Below are 26,280 nucleotides of genomic sequence, written 5' to 3'. Positions count from 1 at the left end.
TTTCAATTCTATTTATTTTTGCATTCATGAATAAAATAATCCTGAATAGAGGAAAGGATAAAGCTGCTTGGCAATTACACCCTTGGGTTTTTTCTGGTGCCATTTCATCGGTAATGGGGAAACCTCAGAATGGTGATATCGTTTCTGTTTATAATATAGAAGATGAATTTATTGCCTACGGAATGTACAATGGTAATTCTAGGGTTGCTGTAAGACTGCTAGAATGGGATCCTCGTAATGAAATTGATGAACAGTGGTGGCGAAATCGAGTTGGAAAGGCAGTTCAAAATAGAATGCCTTTATTGACTGAACAGAACAATACTGTCCGATTAATCTTCGCCGAGGCAGATTTCCTTCCAGGACTAATTGCTGATAAATATGCAGATTTCATTTCTATTCAGGTTCATTCTGCTGGGATTGAAAAAGTAAAGGATATTTTGATAGAGCAATTGGTTCAGCTTTTGAATCCAAAGGGAATATATGAACGCAGTGATCTGAAATCTAGGGAATATGAAGGTCTTCCTGATACCAATGGAAAACTATTTGGCGATATGCCACCGGAATTTGTCGATGTGATCGAGAATGGAATACATTATCAAGTGAATATAGCGGAAGGTCAAAAATCGGGATTCTATTGTGATCAACGAGAGAATAGAGCAATTACAGCTAGATATGTAAAAGATAAGTCGGTATTGGACTGTTTTTGTTATTCTGGTGGATTTACATTAAACGCTTTCCGCGAAGGGGCGAGCTCTGTAACCTCGGTTGATAGTTCAGGATTGGCGATCGAAACTTTAATAAATAATGTAAAGAATAATGGCTTCGATAGCGGTAAGCATATTGCGGTTCAATCGGATGTCAATAAATACTTGCGTGAATTAGGTGAGAAGGGGGAGAGGTTTGATGTCATCGTGTTAGATCCTCCAAAATATGCTCCTTCTAGGGCAGCTTTAGAAAAAGCTTCTCGGGCTTATAAAGATCTTAACCGAAGGGGATTGATGCTGTTAAACAGCGGCGGTCTCTTGGCGACTTTTTCCTGTTCCGGCGCTATGGATATCGACACTTTCAAACAAGTTCTTGCATGGGCTGCCTTGGATGCTGGTAAAGAAATCCAATTCATCTATCAATTCTGTCAACCTGAAGATCATCCTGTGAGAGCTTCCTTCCCCGAAGGTGAGTACTTGAAAGGTTTGCTGGTAAGAGTGGTTTAAGCTAATTCTTGAATAGTAAGATTTATAAAAAAATCCCTTAGGTTAATAACTAAGGGATTTTTTATTTTATTTTATCAAATTTAACCAAGCTTCTGCCATTAAATTGGCTCCTGCCATGGTGGTGTGAACACCGTCTGTTGTCCAATATCCACCATCACTATTTCTTTTTAATCCCTGGTCGAATGTCTGTTGATAGGGTAAGAAAATTGCCCCAAACTCCTGTGCTATTTCCTTTGCTGCAAGTTGATATTTCGGGAACTCCGGAAACCATGCATCTGTGACGTGCTTTACATTTTTAACGCCAAAAGGTTCAATGATAATCAACTTAACATTTGGAAGAGCTGCCTTAGTTTTTGTTAACAATTCCCTATACTGTGCTTTATAATCTTCTGGAGTATTCTTAGCACCGCTGTCCATCGTTCTCCAAAAATCATTTACTCCGATCATAATGCTCAAAATATTTGGCTTCAAGTCGATAGCTTGTTCTTGCCAACGATTCAATAAATCTGGTACACGGTTTCCGCTGATACCTCTATTGTATATTTTTAGATTCTTATCCGCATGCTTGTTTAGGAGTGTACTTGCAGCCATAAAAGCATATCCATTTCCAAAAGCATTACCATCATTAGGATTCTGGTTCTCTTTGTTCCTTCCTGCATCCGTAATCGAATCGCCTTGAAATAATATAACGTCACCTTGGTTGATGCTTAATTTTGCCTTAGCACCTGTTGAAAAATCAATGGCATTTGCCAATGAAGTTCCTAAGCCAGCTGCCCCTAGTGTCAACAAGCTCTTCTTTAAAAAGTCTCTTCTGTTATCCATTTTTGCTTTAATAGGTTGAAATTGTATTAGCAATTTAATTAATCTAACAGAATTTGGCAATTCCTTCCTTGATTATTTTGCAGGATTTTAGGATTTCTTCCTCTGTAATGGTCAATGGTGGAGCAATTCTTAATGCCGTTTCGCAATGCAGGTACCAATCGATAATCAACCCCTGACTGGCACAATAATTACTCACTTGATAAACTTGATCAAAATTCTCAAGCTGTAAGCACATCATTAATCCTAAACCACGGATTTCCTTAATTTGCGGAATATCTAGTTCTTTCCTGAACAAATCTGCTTTTTGATCTACTTCTTGGACTAAATTATTTTCTTGGATAACCTGAAGGGATGCTCTGGCAGCAGCACAGCTTACGGGATGACCACCGAAAGTTGTAATATGGCCAAGCATTGGATTTGCCTTAATCACATCCATCATTTCCTTGGGAGTAACAAAGGCGCCTAAAGGCATTCCACCACCAATCCCTTTGGCTGACATTAAAATATCTGGAACAATATCGAAATGTTCAAATGCAAATAGTTTTCCGGTTCTTCCAAAGCCTGTTTGAATTTCATCAAAAATGAGAAGAGCTCCAACTTCTGTACACTTCCTTCGCAATGCTTGCATGTATTCTTTATCAGGTACACGCACGCCTGCTTCTCCCTGAATAGCCTCAACAATTACTGCTGCGGTTTTATCGGTGATTTTATCTAGATCGCTGAGTTGATTGTAATCGATAAACGATATTTCAGGCAATAATGGAGCGTAGGCTTCTCGATATTCTTCATTCCCAATCAAACTTAATGCACCTTGGGTACTGCCATGATAGGCATGCCTTGCAGCTATAATTTCACGACGACCCGTATATTTTTTAGCAACCTTCATGGATCCTTCAACGGCTTCTGCCCCTGAGTTTGTAAAATAAACCGACTCAAATGTTTTTGGTAATACCTCTAATAGCTCAGTTGCAAATTGAACCTGTGGTGCCTGAACAAATTCGCCATATACTGTGACGTGCATAAAACGATCCAGTTGATCTTGTATTGCTTTTAAAACTTTGGGATGTCTATGTCCGATATTACTCACATTGAACCCAGAAACTAAATCGATGTATTTCTCGCCATTTGGACCATAAAGGTAAACACCTTCGGCACGGTCAATTTCTAGTAATCGGGGGGAATCGGATGTTTGTGCAGTGTTTTTTAGAAAAAGTTCTCTATTACTTATCATGATGGGACAAAGATAGGTATAAACAAAAAAAGAAGCTCAAAAATTAGAGCTTCTTTCCTTAATGTCTTCTGCTGTTAAGTTCTTTGTACAGCAATTCTATAAATTCTTGTTCGACGGAGAAGAATTGGGATGCGCGGGACTGACCTACGACATCGGCAAATCTTGCCCGGTATTTTTTCTTGATGTCTACCTCCTGAGCGTCAAATTCAATTACATCATTGCCCGGTCTAAAGGAGTTGCCTCTGGAATCTACCTTTTGGTTGCCCCTTGATTTCTTTGACTTGACATTCCTTATCTCTTTCGAATACTCATAGTATAGAGGAAAGAACTTCTGTGCTTCTGTTGGAGTTAATCTCAACTGTTTGGTTATATAAGCAGCCTTTTGGCTCTCAATGGCTTCAAACCTTTCTTGACGAGACTGTCCATTCGCAACAAAACAAGCTATCAAAATCAAACTAAGCGTTGAAATAATATGTTTTAAACGAATCATTATAATGTATAATTTAAGTAATCTTCTAAAACTTCCTCATCAATCCCCGAACCTACACCTTTTGATTCTTCTGGTTGATAGATATACTCTGCATAGTATTCTAGATCAGAAGCATCACTGTAATTGGAAAGGTAGTTGATGATTTCATCCTCTGGGATTTCATTCAACGACAGCTTTTCCGTTTGCATCGGTTGATTATTATCTGAATTATAAACAGATACTCCTATTACAGCTGCAACACATGCTGCCGCTGCGGAGGTCAACCAAGCATAGACTTTCCCTTTCTTTCTAGAATCTGAAGTTTTAGACTCATCACGTGAAGGCAATTGAATAACCTTCTTGTCCTGAACTTTGTCTAAAATAGCATTGGACATATTTTCAAAGTATCCTGCCGGAACTTCAAATCCTTCTGTTTGAACATGAGATTTAAGCTCTTCAGAATAAATGGAAGCCATGATTTGATTATCAGCATCTTCAAAATATCCTTCAGGAACTGTAAACCCTGGTTCTGCTATCTCTAGCGATAACTCTTCTTCTTCAATTCTATTCAGAATGCGATTAGTCAAGTTTTCAAAGTAACCAGCTGGAACTTCCGTTTCTTCCATTTCCTTGATTCCATCGATTTGGACTTGGGCAAGAATCTGTTCGCTCATCTGATCAAAGTATTGCTCAGGAACAGTAAAACTGTCAACACTCTGGAATTGATCGATCTTTATCTGACCTAACAATTGGGATTCTTGTTCTTCAAAGAATCCTTTCGGAGTGCTCAAACCAATTTTTCCTGTGTCTGAAATCTGATCAAGTTTCGCAAAGAATAGGCTCCTTTCGGCTAGCTTTTCAAAGTAATTTTCAGGTACAATGAAAGGGTTGACACGCAACGAGTTAGGTAGTTGGTTGTCTCCTAAATTTTCGTAATATGTGTTATTTTCTTTCATAGTACCATAATAGATAGTTTTTACTCCAAAAGGTTTAATCGTTTGAGGCAAAAAAGTTCTCTATTTTTTTAACTGCTAAATGGTATGAAGCTTTTAATGCTCCTACGCTCGTTCCCAACACTTCTGATATTTCTTCATATTTCATGTCTTCGAAATATTTCATGTTAAAGACCAACCGCTGTTTGTCAGGCAAGGTTAATAATGCCTGCTGTAATTTCATCTGAGCCTTGTCGCCGTTAAAGTATGCCCCATCGGCTAACGAATCAGATAAATAAGCAGAGTTTTCATCATCTAATGAAACACTCTGCTTTTGTTTTTTCTTATTCAAAAAGGTTATACACTCATTGGTAGCAATGCGGTACAACCATGTATATAACTGAGAATCTTCCCTGAATTTCTCAAGATTACGCCATACTTTGATAAAGATATCTTGTACAACATCATCAGCATCATCGTGGTCTATAACCATACGCCTTACATGCCAATAAATCTTTTGCTGATATTTTTTTAGCAGTAAACGGAATGCCTCTTCTCGAGTTTTCTCATCCGCAAACTTTGCTATTATCAGGGAATCTTCCATAGATTGTTATTTTCTTGTAATTACTTTACGTACTGCGTTTACAATATTTGCAGCATTTAAACCGTATTTTTCCATCAATTGCGCTGGAGTACCCGATTCGCCAAAGCTATCGTCTACCGCAACATACTCTTGTGGTGTTGGTAATTTCTTCGCCAATAATTGGGCCACACTGTCACCAAGTCCTCCTAAACGGTTGTGTTCTTCTGCTGTTACAACACATCCAGTCTTCGTTACAGACTTTAATACGGCTTCTTCATCCAATGGTTTAATCGTATGGATATTGATGATTTCAGCATTGATGCCTAATTTCTCCAATTCCTCACCTGCTTGGATTGCTTCCCAAACTAAGTGTCCCGTAGCGATGATAGTAACATCAGTACCTTCATTCAACATTATTGCCTTACCAATTTCGAATTTTTGATCAGCAGGAGTGAAGTTAGGAACTACCGGACGGCCGAAACGTAAGTAAACAGGCCCCTCATGGTCTACTAACGCAATTGTTGCCGCTTTTGTTTGGTTATAATCACATGGATTAATTACCGTCATGCCTGGTAACATCTTCATCAATCCGATATCCTCTAAAATCTGATGCGTTGCACCATCTTCCCCTAAGGTTAATCCAGCATGTGAAGCACAAATCTTAACATTCTTACCAGAATATGCAATGGATTGACGGATTTGGTCATAAACACGACCTGTTGAAAAATTAGCAAACGTTCCTGTAAAAGGAATTTTACCACCAATGGTTAGACCTGCTGCAATACCCATCATGTTTGCTTCCGCAATACCAATCTGGAAAAAACGCTCAGGGTATGCTTTGATAAAGTCGTTCATTTTTAATGAACCGATTAAGTCAGCACATAAAGCTACAACATTCTCATTTTTTTGACCAGCTTCTAATAAACCAGCTCCGAAACCTGAACGTGTATCTTTTGATTCTGTGTATGTATATTTTTTCATTATGTATACTAACGTCTAAAATAAGATTAATAATCGCCTATGGTTCTAGGGATTTGGTTTAAAGCAGATTCTAATTGCTCATCATTTGGAGCAACACCGTGCCATTTATGCGATCCCATCATGAAATCAACACCTGATCCCATCTCAGTATGCAATAATATAATAACCGGTTTTCCTTTTCCTGTACGAGTCTTTGCCTCGTCAAGTCCGGCAACTACCGATGCCATGTCATTTCCATTGTCAACCTCTAATACATCCCAGCCAAATGCTTCCCATTTCGCACGTAGGTTCCCTAACGACAAAACCTCGTCTGTTGAACCATCAATTTGCGCACGGTTATAATCAATTGCGGCGATGATATTGTCTACTTTATTATGTGGAGCATACATAGCTGCTTCCCAAACTTGTCCCTCTTGCAATTCGCCATCACCCATCAATACGTAAACTAAGTTGTTGTCTTTGTTCAACTTCTTAGCCTGTGCTGCACCAAGTGCTACCGATAAGCCTTGACCTAATGATCCCGAAGCAATACGGATTCCTGGAAGGTGTTCATGCGTAGTAGGGTGTCCTTGAAGACGTGAATTGATTTTTCTAAACGTTGCTAGTTCACTCACTGGGAAATACCCCGCTCTCGCTAACGTACTGTAGAAAACTGGAGAAATGTGACCGTTTGACAAGAAGAATATATCTTCACCAATGCCATCCATGTTGAAAGATGGGTCATTTTTCATCGCGTGGAAGTACAATGCCACAAAATAGTCAGTACAACCCAATGATCCTCCTGGGTGCCCCGATTGGCATGCATGCACCATACGAACAATGTCTCTTCTTACCTGCGAAGCGATCTGTTCAAGTTTGTTTATGTCTGCACTCATTTTAAAGTATAATATTTCGATTATTTTGCTGCTAAAGTTAATGATTTTTAATGGAGTAGAGACCCTTAAACTGAATTATTTAATAAACATTTCCCTGTTTTTTGAGCAAAAACAAAGAAAAGTTTAGGAATGGGAAAAATGAACTGAATAAAAAAGCCTGAGATATTATCTCAAGCTTTTATATATTTTAAATTTAAAGGTAAATAAATACCAAAAATTTCTTTGTATACCTACAATTACATAGCCTCGGCAACAACTTCTTCCACCTCAGGTACCATCCTCTTTAATAAGCCTTCTATTCCAGCTTTTAAGGTAATGGTAGATGATGGACATCCAGAACAAGATCCACGTAGTTCAACAGTCACTTTTCCGTCCTCAAATGATTTATATGCTATTGCTCCTCCATCTTGCTCTACAGCTGGACGTACGTAATCATGTAGAACTTGTTGAATTTTTACCTCAACCTCTGAACCCTCAAAAACGACATCTTCATTATGCTCAATTGGTTTGACTGCCAATTCAGATTCAACGGCACCTTTAACAAATTCCTTTAACAAGGCTTCAATATCATCCCATTCAGCATCATCAGTTTTAGTCACCGTCACAAAATTACTAGCAAAGAAAACCCCATTCACAAAGTTAAATTTGAATAATTCCTTCGCAAATGCAGACTCCTGTGCCTTCTCACGATCTGGATAATCCAAACTACCATTGATTAATAATTTGTTCACCAAAAACTTCATCGTAGCTGGATTCGGAGTGCTTTCAGTATATACGTTTATAGTTGCCATTTTTTAAATTCTAATTTGAAAGAACAAATATACTGCAAATACCTGTTCCTATACGTCATTGGAGGGTAAAAGCTTACAGCTTTACCCCTGTATAATTACTTGGTGATATAGATTTAAGCTCTGCTTTCACCTCTTCTGAAACATTCAACTGATCTACAAATACCGCAATGGTATCTTTCGTAACATGCGTATTCGTTCTTGTCAGGTCTTTTAAAGCCTCATAAGGCTTCGGGTAACCTTCTCTTCTAAGAATGGTTTGAATTGCTTCTGCAACAACTGCCCAGTTGTTCTCAAGATCTTCTTGAAAGGCTTGTTCATTCAAAATTAATTTTCTTAAACCCCTTAATGTAGATTTAATAGCAATTAATGTATATGAAAATGGAACTCCAATATTCCTTAAAACTGTAGAGTCTGTTAAATCTCTTTGTAATCTTGAAATTGGAAGTTTTGCAGCCAAATGTTCTAAAACAGCATTTGCCAATCCTAGGTTTCCTTCTGCATTCTCAAAATCAATTGGATTTACTTTATGTGGCATTGCCGAAGAACCAATTTGTCCTGCAGTAATTTTTTGTTTAAAATAATCCATGGAGATATAAGTCCAAATATCGCGGCAAAGGTCAATAATGATATTGTTGATTCGCTTCAAACCGTCACAGCTCGCCGCAAAATTATCATAATGCTCAATTTGAGTTGTTGTTTGAGAACGGTCTAATCCCAATACCTCATTCACGAACTTATTGCCAAATGCAACCCAATCATTTTGAGGATAAGCAACATGATGTGCATTTAAATTGCCTGTTGCTCCGCCGAATTTTGCTGAGAATGGTACTTGATTCAATAAATTTAATTGCTTCTCGATCCTTTCAATGAATACTTTGATCTCCTTCCCTAAACGAGTAGGAGAGGCTGGCTGTCCATGGGTACGTGCTAGCATCGGTACATTTTCCCAATCTGAACTTAATTTTTTCAATTCATCAACTAATTCCTTGATTGCGGGTTGATAAACTTCTTTAAGCGCATCTTTCCATGAATAGGGTATTGCAGTATTATTGATGTCTTGAGAAGTTAAGCCAAAATGTATGAACTCAAGAGAATCTGAAAGTCCTAATTTTTCAAATTCGTTTTTCAGAAAATACTCAACTGCTTTTACATCATGGTTTGTAACCTTTTCGGTATCCTTAATCCATTGAGCATCCTCCAAACTGAAGTTACGGTAAATATCACGCAATTTATCATTTAAGCTCCCGTCAAAATGAGCCAATTGTGGAATACCCGATTCCGATAAAGCAATAAAATATTCTACTTCAACTAAGACACGGTATTTTATTAATGCGAATTCTGAAAAGTAATTCGATAGATCTTTTGTGGAGTTATAATATCTGCCATCAATGGGAGTGATTGCAGTTAAAGGTGATAAAGTCATTTTATTTTCTTTTGTACGGAGGCAAAAATAAGAAATAGATGTGAAAAGTAGATGATTTCTTCGATTACCTATGGTCTATAAACAACAAAAGCTCGTTTCTAAAACGAGCTCTTGATGTATTTTTAAAATTTAGTTCGGATTATTGAACGTTTTTCAAAGAGTCAGCGATTGAATCACCAGTAGCACGTACTGAATCAGCAACGTTTTCTAATGAATCAGCAACTTTCTCAGTAGTTGAATCTACAACATTTGACAAAGAGTCAGCAGTAGCTTCAGTTTTAGTTTCAGCGTTGTTACAAGATGCAACAGCGATAGTTAAAGCTAAACCTAAGAATCCGAATTTGAATAAATTTTTCATTTTTAATTTTCTATTTAGTTGAAACAAATTTGTTTATTTAATTCTTAATACCCAATACCTTAAAAGGTAACCCAAGAAATTATATTTTTTTAAAATTTTTATTAAACCTTCTGATACTCAGCGGGTTGTTTTTAAATATTTTCCTTAAGGCAGCGCAAATATACTACTGTTTTGTTGATTTGCAACAAGAAAAAACAAAAATTGTTATATTTCTGTTAATTTTTTAAATAAATATTATGCTAGATAAGATGAAAAACATCCTAAAGCTCATTAAATCAGTCGATTTCGAGCAATTGGAGAAGATATCAAAAAAAGTTGATTTAGCTGAAGTTTTAGGCGCAGTCTCAAAAATGGACGAAAATCAATTGAAAATGGCTATGAAAATGTTGACCGGAAGTAAAAAGAAAAAAGATCCTCCTCCTATAAATGCGGATTTTTATGATATTTCGGCCAAACTTTCAGAGGAAGACCGTGCTCTTCAAATGAAAGTCCGCTCATTTTTAGAGGCAGAAATTAAACCGATTGTCAACAAATATTGGTTGCATGATGAATTCCCTTTTGAAATAATTCCCAAATTGAGGGAGTTGAATGTGTGTGGCTATGTTTATGAGGGTTATGGATGTGCAGGAGGTACTTCATTGATGGATGGAATCATCGCTGCAGAATTTGGTAGGGTAGACCCTTCTATCGCTACTTTTTTAGGTGTTCAAAGCGGCTTGGCAATGGGGTCCATCTATATGTGCGGTTCCGAAGAACAGAAGCAGCAATGGTTGCCTGATATGCAACAATTAAATAAAATTGGTGCTTTCGGATTAACAGAACCTTTGGTGGGATCAGCTACAGCTGGTGGATTAACCACAACCTGTAAAAGAGACGGGGATAATTGGATATTGAATGGACAGAAGAAATGGATAGGTAATTCAACCTTTTCAGACATCACCATTATTTGGGCAAGAGATCTGGATGATCAGCAAGTGAAGGGATTTATCGTCCGTAAGGAGAATCCTGGTTTTTCTGTGGAGAAAATTAAAGATAAAATGGCATTGAGAATCGTGCAGAACGGTCTGATAACATTGACGGATTGTGTTGTTCCTGAATCTGATAGATTGCCGAATGCCAACTCTTTTAAAGATACTGCGAAAGTACTGCAAATGACCCGTGCTGGTGTGGCTTGGATGGCTGTTGGATGTGCTCGTGGGGCCTATGAAAACGCATTAGATTATACAATTAAAAGAGAACAGTTTGGAAAACCAATTGCTTCATTCCAATTGATCCAAAATCACCTCGTTGAAATGCTTTCCAATCTGACTGCTATGCAGACCTTGGTATTCCGTTTATCAGAACTTCAAGACGATGATAAACTAAAAGATGAGCATGCCTCCTTGGCTAAGGTATTCTGCACGCTAAGAATGCGGGATATAGTTTCTAAAGCACGTGAAGTTATGGGAGGAAATGGTATTCTATTAGAATATAATGTGGCAAGATTCTTAGCTGATGCCGAAGCAATCTATTCTTATGAAGGGACTAAAGAAATTAATTCCTTGATTGTCGGAAGAAGTATCACCGGTATTAGTGCCTTTGTTTAAAAAAATAATCCCCGGTTTCATCAACCGGGGATTATTTTTATTTTTTGTTTTTATTCTGTTGTGAAGCTTGTTGCTGTCTCATCATTTCTTCCATTTTCTTTTGGAAGGATGACTGTTTTTTCTCTTCTTTAGGTTTCTTTTTATTTGCTTCAATGCTAGCAAGGATCTTATCATCATTTACGAATTGACGAATGATTACTTGAGTTAAGAAAGTAAGAACTGCCGATAGGAAATAATAATAGTTCAAACCTGCAGGGAAACTATTCAACACAAAGAAGAATACCAATGGCATGATGTAACCAATATATTTCATTTGGTTATTTACCGCTCCTGATGTCGAGTTGTTATACCATGTAGTTAATAATGTAGTCAAGGTCATCAAAACACACATAAATGAAATATGGTCAACTCCTAATAAAGGAAGTGGAGCAAAAGTTATTGGTGCATCATAGGTTGATAAATCCTTAATCCATAAAAAGCTTTCTCCGCGCAATTCGAATAAGTTCGGGAAGAAGAAGAAGAATGCTAAGGTAAACGGCATTTGCAATAATAATGGCAAACAACCTCCAAGTGGATTTACTCCAGCCTGTTTGTAGAGCTTCATTTGCTCCTGTTGCAATAACATCGGATTATCATCACCCACCTTCGCCTTAATTTCATCTAATTGAGGTTTTAATACCCGCATTTTACCCATAGACTGGTAAGACTTATAGGTTAATGGGAACATTAATAATTTTAAGAACAAGGTTAAGATCAGGATTACAATACCGTAATTCATATTAAAACCATCTAGGAAATCAAAGATGGGAACAGTGATAAATTTGTTAATCCATCCCATTGGACCCCATCCCATATTGATGATTTTGTCAAACCCGTTTCCTTCAGCCTTTAAAGTGTTGTATTTGTTAGGTCCAAAGAAGAAACTAAATCCATATTGTGCATCATTCTGTTGGTTAAACGTAAGCTCAGCATTTGCCTTGTAGTTTTTAACAACACTATCCTGTGTTAAGAAAGTAATTGCAAGCTCAGGATTGTTTAATCCCTCTTTACTAGTCAAAACGGATGAGAAGAAATGTTGCTTGAATGCAATCCAAGAAACTTTCTCTTCAATAATTTCTTTTTCATCTCCCGATTCGGAAAGATGATCTACCCCGCCGTCAACTTCTTTGTAGAAAATAGTTGATTTCTCACGCTCCGATTTTGCATTGCGCTCTTTCTGTTTTAAAGTGGTTTCCCAATTTAATAACATCTTTTTAGAGCTTACATCTACTAAACTTCCAATGCCAACAGTTTTAATGTCGAATTGAACATTGTAATCATTCCCTTTTAGTGTATAGATGTAATCAATGTATTTATCAGCAGCATAGGAAAGACGCATTGTTAATGATTTAGAATCCTGTCCAGCCACCGTAAAGCTTGCGCCTTGAGCTTGGAAGAATAAATCATTTGTTTTTACCGCTTTCCCTGGAATATTAAACTCAAGTCCAAAACGATTTTCATCTCCATCAAATAATATAAGCTTTGAACCGTCAAAGTTTGTCTCGCCTTTTAGCTCAACAGATTTGACACGTCCGCCTTTTGAGCTTACATTTACTTTTAACAACTCGTTTTCCAAAGTAACGATTTGCTCTGTTCCTACCGAAGCAGCGCCAAAGGGCTGACTCATTAATACCGAATCTGCAACTTTTGGAGCTTCTACAGTTGCTTTCAAAGAATCGCTAATTGGTGCTAGTCCTTCTTTCGCTCTTTTAATTGAATCTTGTACTTGTTGTTCTTTTTTGATCTCATCTTGTGAAGGCTTCAGTAAATAGAAGGAGCCCGCCAAGATGGCAAAGATTAAGACGAAACCTAGAATGTTATTTCTATCCATTGTTTATTAATTACTATAAATATGTAGTGGCCTAAACCCTACTGTGATTTTTTGTGCGTTAAAGCAGCGGCTACAAAGCTAACAAAAAGTGGGTGAGGATTCACAACAGTTGATTTTAATTCTGGATGAAATTGTCCCGCCACAAAGAAAGGATGATCCTTTAATTCAACGATTTCAACCAATCCAGTCGATGGATTAATCCCTGAAGCTATCATTCCCGCATTTTCGTAATCTTTTAGATACGCATTGTTAAACTCATAACGATGACGGTGTCGCTCAGTAATTTTTGACTTTCCATAGATTGTATAGGCTTTAGTTCCTTTCTTAATCTCACAATCATAAGCCCCTAAACGCATGGTTCCGCCCATATTCTTGATGTTTTTCTGCTCCTCCATCAAGTTGATTACCGGATGTGGAGTATTCTCGTCCATCTCAAAGCTATTGGCTCCTTTTAGTCCAAGAACGTTACGGCCAAATTCAATTACCGAACATTGCATACCTAAACAAATACCAAAAAATGGAATTTTATTTTCACGTACGTAACGGATGGTCTCTAATTTTCCGTCCAATCCCCGCTCACCAAATCCTGGAGCTACCAAGACTCCGTCTAAACCTTTCAGTTTTTCAGCAACATTTTCTTGGTTGACACTCTCAGCAGCAATATATTTTACTTTAACTTTTGTCTCATTTGTTGCACCTGCATGTATAAATGCTTCCGCAATTGATTTATATGCGTCTGGAAGTTCAACATATTTACCTACCAATCCAATGTTTACCTCGTCGGTCGGATTTTTTAATCTACCTAAAAACTTCTTCCAATTTTCTAAATCGGGTTCGTTTTTCGTCGAAAGCTTCAGTTTAGCCAAAACTGTTTTGTCCAACTGTTCTTTCAGCATATTCAATGGAACATCGTAAATCGTTGGGGCATCAATAGACTCTACTACAGCATTGATATTTACATTACAGAACAAAGCCAATTTCTTGCGAATGTCATTGTTCAGTTTGTGCTCTGTCCTACAAACCAGGATGTCTGGTTGAACACCATATTCCAATAAAGTTTTTACGGAGTGTTGTGTTGGCTTAGTTTTTAGTTCTCCAGCAGCTGCTAGGTATGGTACTAAGGTCAAATGGATAACCAGAGAGTCGTTATTGCCCAACTCCCAGCGTAACTGACGTACAGCTTCAATAAAAGGTAAAGATTCAATATCTCCTACTGTACCACCCAATTCTGTAATGACGATATCATATTCTCCGGATTGACCCAAAAGCAACATACGACGTTTAATCTCATCAGTAATGTGGGGAACTACTTGTACAGTTTTACCTAAGTACGCTCCTGCACGTTCTTGTTCGATTACATGGCTGTAAATACGGCCGGTCGTCACGTTGTTTGCTTGGGAGGTTGGAACATTTAAGAATCGCTCATAGTGACCTAAGTCAAGGTCTGTCTCGGCACCGTCCTCTGTAACATAGCATTCGCCATGTTCGTATGGATTTAATGTTCCTGGATCAATGTTGATGTACGGGTCAAATTTCTGGATGGTTACTTTTAAACCACGTGCTTGGAGAAGCTTGGCAAGGGAGGCTGCAATAATTCCTTTCCCTAACGACGAAGTTACGCCGCCCGTAACAAAGATATATTTAGTCATAACAATAATGGATTTCTAACTCAGATAAGACGATAAAATCAACCGCTCATCTGCTCTATGTACGGGATACAAAGGTACGAATTTTTATTAAATAAGGGCTAAAAAAAATAGTTCTAAACCTTTTGTTTCCCTAAGAGAACGATTGTCAATCACTTGAGCTGTTTTTTATCAGTTTTTTTACTTTCAACAGATGTTTTGAACTGCTGAATTCCTTTATCTTTAACCTAAAATTTGAATATATGGAATATAGAAGAATGGGTAAAAGCGGACTTCAATTGAGTGCACTCTCTTTTGGGTCCTGGGTTACTTTTGCCCGACAAACCGACGATAACACAAACGAACGGTTGATGGCTCAAGCTTATGATGCCGGAGTGAATTTCTTTGATAATGCTGAAGTTTATTCTGCCGGACTGTCCGAAGAAATGATGGGACGTGTCCTGAAGAAATTAAATTGGGACCGTTCATCTTTTGTGCTTTCAAGCAAAGCATTTTTTGGATGGAAGGGAGAGGGAAAGAAACCGAACCAGCACGGTCTTAGCCGTAAGCATTTGATGGAAGCTTGTCATGAAGCGCTTGAACGTATGCAAGTGGAATATCTGGATTTGTTTTATTGCCATAGACCAGATAAAAATGTCCCGATAGAAGAAGTTGTTCGTACCATGAATACTTTGATCCAGCAAGGAAAGATTTTTTATTGGGGAACCTCAGAATGGTCAGCAGCGGAAATTGTTGAAGCTCATATGATAGCGAAAGAGTTTGGTCTGGAAGGTCCTGCAGTTGAACAACCTGAATATAATCTTTTTAATCGCCGAAAGATTGAGGTTGACTATGATCCTATTTTTAGAAACATAGGGATGGGAACTACCATTTGGAGCCCTTTGGCTTCAGGATTGCTGACCGGAAAATATAACGATGGTATTCCAGAAGGATCAAGAATGTCATTGGAAGGATATGAATGGTTGAGAGATAAAGCAGTTGTCAGCGATAAACTCAGTCGAGTGAAGGAATTGGGGCTTTTTGCAAATGAATTGGGAGTGTCCCTTCCAACGCTTTGTATTGCCTGGTGTATCAGCAATCCTAACGTAACTACCGCAATTCTTGGTGCTACAAAAGAAATTCAGCTTACCGAAAATCTCAAAGCCTTAGAGGTTTTACCGCTAATAAACGGGGAAGTTAAAGAGAGGATTGATACAATTATGGGAACTAAACCCACCATAATTCAGAATTAATTTCCGATTCTTTAAAACAATAAATAAGGGCTTCGCGATTTGCAAAGCCCTTAAATATAATTTTTTTAAAGTAACTCGATTATCTTTTTGACTTGATACGAGCAGCTTTACCGGTAAGACCACGTAAATAGAATAATTTAGCGCGACGTACTTTACCAATGCTGTTAACTTCTATTTTCTCAATGTTAGGTGAGTTTACAGGGAAAATACGCTCTACACCAATACCGTTAGAAATTTTACGAACGGTAAAAGTAGCATTAGCTCCTTCGCTGTTTAATTGAATTACCACACCTTGGTATACCTGAACACGCTCTTTATTTCCTTCGCGAATTTTATAATGAACGCTGATGGTATCTCCGGCTTTGAAAGCGGGGTTTTCATTTTTTACTACCGCTTGTTCTTCTACAAATTTTACTAAATCCATGATTCTGAGTAATTAATAACGATATTTAACCTGTAAAAATCGGAATGCAATATTACAGCTTTATTTTGATATTTGAAAATTCTTTTTTAAAAATATTCTAGTTTTCCTAGATTGCCTGCAAAAGTATAAAAAAATTACCCCTTTTTAATCATCTATTGTATCTTAAATTTTAAACTTTATCATCCCTGTTTTATAATTAGCATAAAATGAGATTTTTAGCTTTTTTAACTATTAAAATTTCTCTCAAATAATTTTATCACAAATTTTAAACTCAACTATTGAAATCAAAATTTGGAACCTCCATTCCAGAAATTCGTTGCATACACAATTTTATTGATATTCAATTAATAATTTTTATATTTTAACATTGTTTAATGTTTGTTAACATTAAATTAATAATTGGTTAAAATATGGTAGGTATTTGCTAAAAAATGGTCATTCCTTAGCGATAAATGTTCAGACATTAGCCTAGTTAATGATTGATAACCAAAACGACTAAATTTAGATGAACAAAAGAAAAATTGCTTTTTTAGCAGCAAGTCTTTTCTTCTCGACCTATCTTTTTGCTCAAACACAGCTAAAAGGCCGAGTTGTTGACGAAAGTGGTGCTCCCATCCCCGGGGTAACCATTACTCTTAAAAATGGAACTTCCACCCAAACAGGTCCTAATGGTGAATTTAATATTACCTATGACCAAGCCGGTGAAATGAAAGTTTCCGCCCTCGGATACGGAGGCAAAATGATTAACCTCTCCAATCAGACTTCTTTGGATATTACCTTACTTCCAAGTACAGAAGGACTGGATGAAGTGGTGGTAACGGCTTTAGGAATTTCTCGGGACAAAAAATCCCTGGGTTATACCGTGCAGGAGGTAGGTGCGAAAGAATTAACCCAAGCAGGGCAGGTAAATGTAACTAGTGCTCTTTCCGGAAAAGTTGCCGGTGTACAGATTAACCAGTTCGGTGGTACTGTCGGAGCATCTGCTCGTATTAGCTTAAGAGGTAACTCTTCGCTCTATGCCGATCAACAGCCATTAATTGTGGTGGACGGTGTTCCCATTTCTAATGATACGCAACGATCCGGCGATAATACCTATAGTGGCGTGGATTATGGATCTGGAATTAATGATATTAATCCTGAAGATATTGAGACAATTACAGTTTTAAAGGGTGGTTCTGCTGCACTTTATGGTATGCGTGCTGGTAATGGGGTTATCCTTATTACTACAAAATCAGGTAAAAAAGGTAATAAAGGCGTTCAACTTGCCTATGATGGTAATTTTTCTGTTGATCAAGTAGCAAATCTCCCGAAATTACAAAACCTGTATGGTCAAGGATATAATGGTGACGAATATCACTATAAATTAGATGGAGGTAATCTGTCTTACCAAGATTATTCTAGACAAAAATCCTTTGCATATGATGATGGAACAGGAAGCGGTAATGGCGTATTCGATGGATATGATGAATCTTGGGGTCCTCGTTTAGATGCTGGATTAAAATTGCCACAATTTGATAGCCCGGTAGTAAATGGTGTTAGACAGGCGACTGATTGGATCTCTCATAAAAATAATTATCGTGATTTCTTTGTGCCTGGATATTCTATGAATCATAATTTATCGGTACTAGCACAAAGTGAGAATTCCAGTACAAGGGCTGCTCTTTCCTTTAGAAATCAAGAAGGAACAGTGCCTAATACTGATCAAAAAAGGTATGGTTTACAAATAAACAACAACACCAACATTTCGGAGAAAGTTTCCTTTGATGTAAGTGCTAATTATACACGTACAGAAAGTGATAACATTTTAAATCAAGGCTATGATGGTAACAACCCGATGAACGGATTTATTTGGTCAGGCCGTCAGATTAATATGAAAAGTTTGAAAGATAATTGGGATCAAAGAGATGCACAGGGAAACTTCACCCTGTATAACTGGAATACCAATTACCATGTCAATCCATATTTTAATGTGTACGAAAATACTAACTCCTACAAAAGAGATCGCTTTTTCGGTAAATCTTCCCTCTATTATCAACCAGTGGAGTACCTGAAGTTTGAAGGACGTGCCGGACTTGATTATTATAATTCTCAAGCATTTGAAAAGAACTATTTTAACAGTGCATTTCCTTTAGGTGGATTCCGCGATCGTAAGACTGATAATACAGAGCTAAATCTAGACTTCTTAGCCACCTTCAATAAACAATTTGGTGATTTCAACGTACTTGCTTCTGCAGGCGCAAACTATAGGAATGTATTATGGTCAAATTCCGTAATGGGTGCTGATGCCTTAACTGTATTAGGCGTTTATACCATTGCAAATAAATCTGGTGATGCCGTAAATACCATGGATCATAGTCATATTCGTTCAAATTCAGTGTTCGCATCTGCTAACTTAGGATGGAAAGATCAGGTTTATTTGGATATGAGTGCCAGAAATGATTGGAGCTCTACAATTAAAGATGATTTTTTCTACCCTTCCGTAAGTATGAGCTGGCTTCCGACGTCGACATTCCCGGGGTTAAGAAATGATGTATTGAATTTCTGGAAAATAAGAGGTGGATGGGCTGAAATTGGAGCAGGTACTACTGCCTACCAAAATAGAGCCTATTACTATGCGCAATCTGCATCCTTTGACGGGGTTGCCCAAATGTATCGATCCATGACTTTTCCTAACGAAAATTTAAGACCTGAACAAATTAGAACATGGGAGATTGGTACCGAAATCGGTTTATTCAATGATAGAGTACATGCTGATGTCGTTTATTATTATAAAACTACTCGCGATCAAATCATGAACGTTACGACTTCCAATGTTGTAGGTTTTAGTTCAATGTTATTAAATGCTGGTGAAATTGAAAATAAAGGTATTGAAATTCAATTAAGAGGGGATGTAATCAAGAAAGAAGAAGGATTTAACTGGTCTACAACCTTGAATTATGCAAAAGATAACAGTAAGGTAATCGAGTTATATCCTGAATTGGGATTGAATACCTATCAGATAGGCTGGACCTGGGGTATTGCCAACGTAGCTAGAAAAGGTGAGCGCTGGGGTACCTTAGTTGGTGGGGGATATGACCGTGTTGAAGATGGCGCTATGAAAGGAGCAATTAAGGTCAATCAGAATGGACTTGTTGTGAATAAGAGTGCTCAAAATATCGGTAATGTTACTCCTAAATTCCTGGCTAGCTGGAGAAATGATTTTAGATTTAAGGATTTTTCAATGGGCTTTTTATTAGACCTTCGTATAGGAGGTGATATCTGGTCTCAAACGATGAGCCATGCTTATACTGCGGGTGTTGCCGGTATTACCGCTGAAAACGGGGTGCGTGAAAAAGCCATTATTGCGGGTAGGGATGTCATGTCAAACGAACGTTTCGCAATGCAGGACGCCAGTGGAAATTGGGTGGAAAACACAATAGAAACAGATGCCCAAACTTGGTTTGAAAGCGGTGGTATTTCCCAGATGTATGTGTTTGATGGATCTTTCTTGAAATTAAGAGAAGCTTATTTAACCTACAATGTTCCTTCTAGATATTTACAGAATTTAAAAGGAATAAGTCGCGTCAATCTTTCTTTGATTGGTTCAAATCTGGCCCTTTTGTGGACGCATAAATCAAATACCATGCGTTTAGACCCAGAAACAGGTGGGGTGTCAAGTGATAGTCGCGGGGTAGGTTTCGAACAGGCTTCTGTTCCAACTTCACGCAGTTTCGGACTTAAATTGGGTGTTACATTTTAAGGAATATAGGAATCATGAAAATAAAATTTAATAGATATTCAATTGTTGCTTGTTTGTTCTTGAGTTTAGCAGCAACGAGTTGTACTAAATCCTTTGAAGAGGTAAATACAGATCCAGATGCACTTACTAAAGTTCCTCCAACCAATATTTTAGCGAATGTCATCCGAAATACCGGAGAACAATTTGGTGGTGATGTCGATGGGTATGGAACCTTCGCTGGATACATTGTGAAAATCCAGTACATGGATTATATGTCAGGTTTAATTCCAACAAACAATACATATGGAAACCGTTGGGCGGCATGTTATTATAACAATACCCAATTAAATGAATTGCTGAAAATGACTGAAGAAAATGCGGATGGATTTAAAAATATCCGCCTAGTATCCAGAATTTGGCAAAACTATATGTGGTCCTACCTTACTGATGGGTGGAGAAATGTGCCATATTCCCAAGCTTTACAAGGTACTCCTGATAAAGGGAATGTTCTGAAAGCGGAATATGATAAACAGGAAGATATATATCCAAAAGTATTGGCTGACTTAAAGATCATAGCAGATGAAATGGCCGCTGGTCTTGGTAAGGATGAATTAGGTGAAGGAGATTTTATCTACAAGGGTGATATGGAAAAATGGCAAAAATTCTGCAATTCATTACGCCTTCGTATGGCTATGCGTATTTCTGGAGTTTCTTCCGCTTTGGCAAAATCTACCATTGAAGAAATAGCTGGAAATCCAACAAAATACCCAGTGATTGAAAGCAACGATGAAAGTTGTTACCTCTATTATCCTGGAGCAGCTCCTTATTACGAGCCATGGTATAATAATGGGTATATTGGAAAGAGGGTTGACAACTTTGGTATGTCGGATATTTTTATCAACCATTTAATGGAAATGGAAGATCCTCGTATTGCAAAAGTTGCAAACAAAACTTCAGATAATACCTATAGAGGATATGTTAATGGTGCTCCTGGTTCGCCTGCTTCATTAACATCCATTTCCTTTATCGGGGACAAATACATGAAGGACGCCGCTGGGTTTACACCTTTTTATAAATCTTCTGAAACCTATTACATCTATGCCGAAGCTGCTATGTTAGGCTACAATGTAGGAATGACTGCCCAAGCGGCTTATGAAAAGGCTGTACGCCTATCAATGGAAGATAATCAAATCGCTACGGCTGCAATCGATAAATATTTAGCAGGAAAAGGAAAATGGAACAATACCAAAGAAAGAATTTGGTGGGATATGTGGGTAGCACTGTTCAAAGAAAACTTTGAAGCTTGGAGCTTATACCGTCGTACTGGAATCCCTTCTACAAATTATCCTTCTAAAGGATCAGTTTATGGTAAAGCACATAACGACCAACCTTTCAGAAATCCTTATCCAAATAATGAATTCTTATATAATGCTGATAATGTCAATAAAGCTGCGGCAAATGTAAAGGATTACGTGTGGGGTGAACAGATGTGGTGGGATAAGCGAACTGGCAAATTCTAATAAAATCATAATTAATAACAATAATACTTCGAGAATGAGAGCCGTACCTGTATGGCTCTCTTCTTTTTTATTATAGTTAAAATCCTGCCTGAATTGGCTAAAATGAATGTGTGCACGCCATAATATTCTTTTTAATTTTATAATGTGGAATTACGTATTCCTATGAAAGCAGGTAAAATCTAAATTATTGAGAACTTAACATGAGAATGAACAGAAGATTTGCGCAGGTGGTATTGATGGTTGTTGCCCTTTTTGGAGGTGCCAATTCGGTAAATGCTCAATCCGCTGGGGATCAAATACTAGATGGAATTGGAGAAACAGGCATGATCGCACGCTATGTTTTTGATGGTAATTTAAGAGACTGGTCTAGAAACAGCCTTCATGGTAAATTTCAGGATGGGCAACCTAAGTTTCTTAAAGATGAAAAATTTGGAAACGTACTTTCATTAGAAGGAGGGAAGAATGATTTTGTGGTTCTCCCGGATGGAACTTTGACTAATTTAGAATCTCTTAGTATTTCTGGTTGGGTAAATTTACGAGCCAATCAATCAGGTCAATTCTTGTTTGATTTTGGGAAATCCAATAATCAACATTTCTTTGCAGCACCTTTTGGTACTCAAGGTCAAAAAGGATTTCAAGCCCTTATTACAGCTGATGGAAATAATAAACCAGGTGCAATCGCTCCTGAACTGCAATTGAATAAATGGGTGCATGTTGCAATTGTCGTTGATGTCTTTTCAAAATCTATTATAACCTATGTTGATGGAAAACAGGTGGGAGAAGCAAACAATATCCCTAAGGAGCTTTCCCAAGTATTCGGTTCCAATAATGGTAACTCCAACAAGCTTTTAATTGGCAAATCCTTACAAGCTGATGGTACTAGTTTAAAAGCTTTGTTGCATGACTTTAGAATCTATCGTGTTGCATTAACAAAGAAACAAATCTCAGGAATTTATTATAATGCACTTAAAGGTATTCGCGAAGATGCGCAAAGAATGGGAAAAGCAGAAGATAACTTGCCAACGTATGATTTGACAAAGGCACAGTTATACAATGCTTATCTGGAATCTGTTGCCGATGTGAAAGTAGAAACACAATTGGGCGAATTAGCCCGCCTTCCAAGCTATATACAAGGAGCATACAAGGATGGTATGCAGGGGCCAAAAGTTAGAGTGATCTGGCCTGCAGATTTGGACAATGAGGCGGTATTGCGTGCTGGTGAATACACGGTTACTGGTCGTGTTCCAGGAACAACACTTAAACCAAAGGCTTATGTTACCGTAAAAGGATTTAATAAGCCATCAACTCCAAAGGAAAAACTAGTTCCCTTTGCTTTAAATCAAGTATCCTTAAATACGGATGCTCAAAAACACGAAACCAAATTTATTGAGAACAGGGATAAATTTGTAAACACCCTGGCAACGACCGATCCCAACTCATTTCTCTACATGTTCCGTCATGCTTTCGGACAAAAACAACCTGTCGGGGCAATTCCATTAGGGGTTTGGGATAGTCAGGACACTAAATTAAGAGGTCATGCTACAGGGCATTATTTAACGGCAATTGCGCAGGCATATGCCAGTACCGGATATGATAAAGCCCTTCAAGACAACTTCGCAAAAAAGATGGATTATATGGTGAATACACTTTATGATCTTTCTAAACTTTCCGGATATGCAAAAGAGCCAGGAGCTCCTAAGAATTCAGATCCTACAGCCGTTCCAAAGGGACCTAATAAACAGGATTTTGATTCAGATTTAACGGAAGCTGGAATCAGAACTGATTATTGGAACTGGGGCGAAGGATTCATCAGTGCATATCCTCCAGATCAATTTATTATGCTGGAAAATGGAGCAACCTATGGCACCAAAAACAATCAAATTTGGGCTCCTTATTATACACTGCATAAAATCTTAGCGGGCTTGATGGATATCTATCAAGTGAGTGGGAATGAAAAGGCGCTGGAAGTGGCTGAAGGAATGGGTAAATGGGTCCACGCTCGTCTTAGTAAATTGCCTAAAGAAACGCTTATCAAGATGTGGAATACCTATATCGCTGGTGAATATGGAGGAATGAATGAATCTATGGCTCGTCTTTCCCACATCACTAAAAATCCAGATTACTTAAAAACAGCGCAATTATTTGATAATATTAAGATGTTCTATGGTGATTCTGAACATTCAAGCGGATTGGCGAAAAATGTCGACAGCTTCCGTGGCCTACATGCAAATCAACATATCCCTCAGATTGTCGGAAGCATGGAGATGTATCGCGTTTCCAACGATCCTAATTATTACAAAATTGCCGATAACTTTTGGTATAAAGCGGTAAACGATTATATGTACAGCATCGGTGGCGTTGCTGGGGCAAGAAATCCGGCAAATGCAGAATGCTTTATAGCTCAACCAGCTTCTATTTATGAAAATGGATTTTCTGCAGGGGGACAGAATGAAACCTGTGCTACCTATAATATGCTGAAACTGACCAGTGATCTTTTTATGTTTGATCAGCGAGCTGAGTTAATGGACTATTATGAACGTGGATTATATAACCACATCCTGGCATCCGTTGCTGAAGATAGTCCAGCAAATACTTACCACGTATCATTGAGACCGGGATCTAGCAAGCAATTTGGCAATCCCGATATGAAAGGTTTTACCTGCTGCAATGGAACTGCTATTGAAAGCAGTACCAAACTGCAAAACTCAATCTATTTCAAAAGCCTTGACAACAATGATCTGTATGTAAATTTGTTTATTCCTTCGACCTTAGACTGGAAAGAGAAAAATGTGAAAATCGAACAAGTAACAAGCTATCCAAAGGAAGATCAAACTAGGTTGAACATCCATGGCAATGGGAAATTTACAGTTCATGTGCGCGTTCCTGGATGGGCTAACAAGGGATTTTTCGTAAAAATTAATGGAAAAGAACAAAAGTTTAAAGCTACCCCTGGTTCATATCTTGCTATCAAACGTGATTGGAAGGATGGTGACCATATCGAATTGACTATGCCATTTGATTTTCACTTAGATCCAGTAATGGATCAACCTAACATAGCTAGTTTATTTTATGGTCCAATCTTATTGGCTGCTCAGGAGTCTGAACCAAAAAATGAATGGAGAAAGGTAACATTTGATGCAAGAGATATCAGCAAATCAATCCAAGGTGATCCAAAGACTTTAGAATTTAACATTGATGGTGTAGTTTACAAACCATTTTACGATAGTTATGGTCGTCATTCGGTTTATTTGGATGTTACTTTAAAGTAATTTCCAATGGATTATTTTCAAGGTATTTGCCTTTTTGCAATATATTATTCAAATAGTCAATGTTTTACATAATATTTTTTTCAATACTATTGTAAATAAAAAATATCCCCGTATATTTGTGCCACACAAAACAAAGGTGATACCTTTTCGGGGTGTAGCGTAGCCCGGTATCGCGCCACATTTGGGATGTGGAGGTCGTAGGTTCGAATCCTGCCACCCCGACACAATAAAAAGCTCGACTTCGTCGGGCTTTTTTTGTGTCCGGGTGTGGCAGATTCGAACCGTGGTTCGATCCGAAGGAGCATCAGGGCGTGTGTTTGGGGATGTGGGGCTGATGGGATCATGTACAAAAGTTGTGGAGGGGGTAAAAAATAATTAGATATTTGTGCTTTGAACTTATATAGAGATGCACGATTCATTTAAAGCTTTAATGCCGCTTATCATTCCTGAAGGAGTTTCCGATTATTTTGAGATGACGCACTATTCCCAAGGAGAGGGTCGGCTGGATATCTTCCTAGAAGAGATGAACGCTATTCCGGAAGAGTTTCAAAAGAATAAGCTGATCTCCAAAGGTTTCTTCGAGCCTGTTACCCTGCAAGATTTTCCTATCCGTGGCCAACAGGTTTACCTGCATGTGAAACGCCGCAGGTGGCTCAATCAGGATACCGACAAAGTGGTTTACAGGAATTGGGATTTAGTAGCAAAAGGGACGCGTATCACACAGGATTTCGCTGCTTTTTTAAAAGGTATCAACGGACAGCCAGGCTCATAGTATCCAGACCATCAGTTCGTTCTATGGGATATCAGCCAGTAAACTAAGGAGATACTACCGCAATAAACTGAGCGGTTTCCAGGATTGGGAGCATCGCGAGGATGCACGGAATGGACTGATCTTCCCACAAAATGTCAGCGCCCATCTTTCTATTGACGAGACCTGCCTTTCCCATGGCGAGCTCTATACCGTTGTCACCAACAAGGAAGCACGAGGTAAAAAAGGGACCATCGTAGCCATACTGAACGGGACAAAATCAGAGAACATTATCCCGATCCTTCAAAAGATCCCACAGAGATTACGCAATAAAGTTCAAGAGATAACGCTTGATCTAGCCGGCAATATGGGATTGATAGCCAAAAGATGCTTTCCCAATGCTGTTCAGGTAATAGACCGTTTCCATGTTCAGCAACTTGCTACCGAAGCGCTTCAGGAAATAAGGATAAAGCACCGCTGGCAGGCCATTGACGATGAAAACCAGGCAATTGAACAAGCACGAAAGAATAAGGAAACCTATTTTCCGGAAGTCCTATCCAACAGTGACACCATCAAACAGTTACTCGCAAG

Annotated in this window: 21 protein-coding genes and 1 tRNA gene; 9 read left to right on the top strand and 13 right to left on the bottom strand. The window is 38.1% G+C overall.

Annotation, left to right across the window (positions count from 1 at the left end; genetic code table 11):
* Nucleotides 1–26 precede the first annotated feature (26 nt).
* Complete coding sequence (locus tag E0Y80_RS03065; protein ID WP_156305952.1) at nucleotides 27–1,211, top strand: class I SAM-dependent rRNA methyltransferase; 1,185 nt, start codon at nucleotides 27–29, stop codon at nucleotides 1,209–1,211.
* A gap of 66 nt (nucleotides 1,212–1,277) precedes the next feature.
* Here E0Y80_RS03065 and E0Y80_RS03060 read toward each other — a convergent pair whose 3' ends face one another.
* From E0Y80_RS03060 to E0Y80_RS03015, 10 genes are all read right to left on the bottom strand, one after another.
* Nucleotides 1,278–2,033: an SGNH/GDSL hydrolase family protein gene (locus E0Y80_RS03060; protein ID WP_156305951.1), complete on the bottom strand. Its 756-nt coding sequence runs from the start codon at nucleotides 2,031–2,033 to the stop codon at nucleotides 1,278–1,280.
* A 43-nt stretch (nucleotides 2,034–2,076) separates the two neighbouring features.
* Nucleotides 2,077–3,264: an aspartate aminotransferase family protein gene (locus E0Y80_RS03055; RefSeq protein WP_156305950.1), complete on the bottom strand. Its 1,188-nt coding sequence runs from the start codon at nucleotides 3,262–3,264 to the stop codon at nucleotides 2,077–2,079.
* Nucleotides 3,265–3,322: 58 nt separating this feature from the next.
* Nucleotides 3,323–3,754, bottom strand: a complete 432-nt coding sequence (locus E0Y80_RS03050) for a hypothetical protein (RefSeq protein ID WP_231595902.1) — start codon at nucleotides 3,752–3,754, stop codon at nucleotides 3,323–3,325.
* Complete coding sequence (locus tag E0Y80_RS03045; protein ID WP_156305948.1) at nucleotides 3,754–4,689, bottom strand: hypothetical protein; 936 nt, start codon at nucleotides 4,687–4,689, stop codon at nucleotides 3,754–3,756. The genes E0Y80_RS03050 and E0Y80_RS03045 overlap by 1 nt, the downstream gene beginning before the upstream one ends.
* 34 nt (nucleotides 4,690–4,723) lie before the next feature.
* Nucleotides 4,724–5,269: an RNA polymerase sigma factor gene (locus tag E0Y80_RS03040; protein ID WP_099369662.1), complete on the bottom strand. Its 546-nt coding sequence runs from the start codon at nucleotides 5,267–5,269 to the stop codon at nucleotides 4,724–4,726.
* 6 nt (nucleotides 5,270–5,275) lie between these two features.
* Nucleotides 5,276–6,229 carry a transketolase family protein gene (locus E0Y80_RS03035; RefSeq protein WP_156305947.1) on the bottom strand — a complete coding sequence of 318 codons (954 nt, stop codon included), beginning with the start codon at nucleotides 6,227–6,229 and terminating at the stop codon, nucleotides 5,276–5,278.
* Nucleotides 6,230–6,255: 26 nt separating this feature from the next.
* The gene (locus tag E0Y80_RS03030) at nucleotides 6,256–7,104 is read right to left on the bottom strand and encodes a transketolase (protein WP_156305946.1); all 849 of its coding nucleotides are present in this window, start codon (nucleotides 7,102–7,104) and stop codon (nucleotides 6,256–6,258) included.
* Nucleotides 7,105–7,340: 236 nt separating this feature from the next.
* The gene (locus E0Y80_RS03025; RefSeq protein WP_156305945.1) at nucleotides 7,341–7,895 is read right to left on the bottom strand and encodes a NifU family protein; all 555 of its coding nucleotides are present in this window, start codon (nucleotides 7,893–7,895) and stop codon (nucleotides 7,341–7,343) included.
* A gap of 73 nt (nucleotides 7,896–7,968) precedes the next feature.
* Nucleotides 7,969–9,318 (bottom strand): adenylosuccinate lyase, encoded by a 1,350-nt coding sequence (purB, locus tag E0Y80_RS03020; protein ID WP_156305944.1) that lies wholly within the window; start codon nucleotides 9,316–9,318, stop codon nucleotides 7,969–7,971.
* Between the two features lie 139 nt (nucleotides 9,319–9,457).
* Nucleotides 9,458–9,676 (bottom strand): hypothetical protein, encoded by a 219-nt coding sequence (locus E0Y80_RS03015; protein WP_156305943.1) that lies wholly within the window; start codon nucleotides 9,674–9,676, stop codon nucleotides 9,458–9,460.
* 236 nt (nucleotides 9,677–9,912) lie between these two features.
* On the opposite strand from E0Y80_RS03015, the gene E0Y80_RS03010 reads away from it, so the two are divergent.
* Entirely contained in the window at nucleotides 9,913–11,262 is a 1,350-nt protein-coding gene (locus E0Y80_RS03010; protein WP_156305942.1) for an acyl-CoA dehydrogenase family protein, read from the top strand.
* Between the two features lie 37 nt (nucleotides 11,263–11,299).
* Here E0Y80_RS03010 and yidC read toward each other — a convergent pair whose 3' ends face one another.
* Nucleotides 11,300–13,132 carry a membrane protein insertase YidC gene (gene yidC / locus E0Y80_RS03005; protein ID WP_156305941.1) on the bottom strand — a complete coding sequence of 611 codons (1,833 nt, stop codon included), beginning with the start codon at nucleotides 13,130–13,132 and terminating at the stop codon, nucleotides 11,300–11,302.
* 38 nt (nucleotides 13,133–13,170) lie between these two features.
* Nucleotides 13,171–14,781 carry a CTP synthase gene (locus tag E0Y80_RS03000; protein WP_156305940.1) on the bottom strand — a complete coding sequence of 537 codons (1,611 nt, stop codon included), beginning with the start codon at nucleotides 14,779–14,781 and terminating at the stop codon, nucleotides 13,171–13,173.
* Between the two features lie 239 nt (nucleotides 14,782–15,020).
* On the opposite strand from E0Y80_RS03000, the gene E0Y80_RS02995 reads away from it, so the two are divergent.
* On the top strand, nucleotides 15,021–16,010 hold the full coding sequence (locus E0Y80_RS02995) for a potassium channel beta subunit family protein (RefSeq protein WP_156305939.1): 990 nt from the start codon (nucleotides 15,021–15,023) through the stop codon (nucleotides 16,008–16,010).
* A gap of 79 nt (nucleotides 16,011–16,089) precedes the next feature.
* Here E0Y80_RS02995 and rplS read toward each other — a convergent pair whose 3' ends face one another.
* Nucleotides 16,090–16,434 (bottom strand): 50S ribosomal protein L19, encoded by a 345-nt coding sequence (rplS, locus tag E0Y80_RS02990; RefSeq protein ID WP_093098782.1) that lies wholly within the window; start codon nucleotides 16,432–16,434, stop codon nucleotides 16,090–16,092.
* A 505-nt stretch (nucleotides 16,435–16,939) separates the two neighbouring features.
* Here rplS and E0Y80_RS02985 point away from each other — a divergent pair.
* The 6 genes from E0Y80_RS02985 to E0Y80_RS20595 form a co-directional block, all read left to right on the top strand.
* On the top strand, nucleotides 16,940–20,173 hold the full coding sequence (locus E0Y80_RS02985) for a SusC/RagA family TonB-linked outer membrane protein (protein ID WP_156305938.1): 3,234 nt from the start codon (nucleotides 16,940–16,942) through the stop codon (nucleotides 20,171–20,173).
* Nucleotides 20,174–20,187: 14 nt separating this feature from the next.
* Entirely contained in the window at nucleotides 20,188–21,672 is a 1,485-nt protein-coding gene (locus E0Y80_RS02980; protein WP_156305937.1) for a SusD/RagB family nutrient-binding outer membrane lipoprotein, read from the top strand.
* A 206-nt stretch (nucleotides 21,673–21,878) separates the two neighbouring features.
* Nucleotides 21,879–24,941: a beta-L-arabinofuranosidase domain-containing protein gene (locus E0Y80_RS02975; protein ID WP_231595901.1), complete on the top strand. Its 3,063-nt coding sequence runs from the start codon at nucleotides 21,879–21,881 to the stop codon at nucleotides 24,939–24,941.
* A 148-nt stretch (nucleotides 24,942–25,089) separates the two neighbouring features.
* Nucleotides 25,090–25,163, top strand: a tRNA-Pro gene (locus E0Y80_RS02970).
* A gap of 184 nt (nucleotides 25,164–25,347) precedes the next feature.
* Nucleotides 25,348–25,713: an ISAon1 family transposase N-terminal region protein gene (locus E0Y80_RS02965; protein WP_156305935.1), complete on the top strand. Its 366-nt coding sequence runs from the start codon at nucleotides 25,348–25,350 to the stop codon at nucleotides 25,711–25,713.
* A 1-nt stretch (nucleotide 25,714) separates the two neighbouring features.
* The coding region (locus E0Y80_RS20595; RefSeq protein ID WP_197091491.1) for an ISAon1 family transposase at nucleotides 25,715–26,280 on the top strand (566 nt) is incomplete at its 3' end.

The sequence above is a fragment of the Sphingobacterium endophyticum genome, from assembly GCF_009733535.1.
Taxonomy (GTDB): domain Bacteria; phylum Bacteroidota; class Bacteroidia; order Sphingobacteriales; family Sphingobacteriaceae; genus Sphingobacterium; species Sphingobacterium endophyticum.
This window is presented reverse-complemented; position numbering and strand designations above follow the sequence as displayed.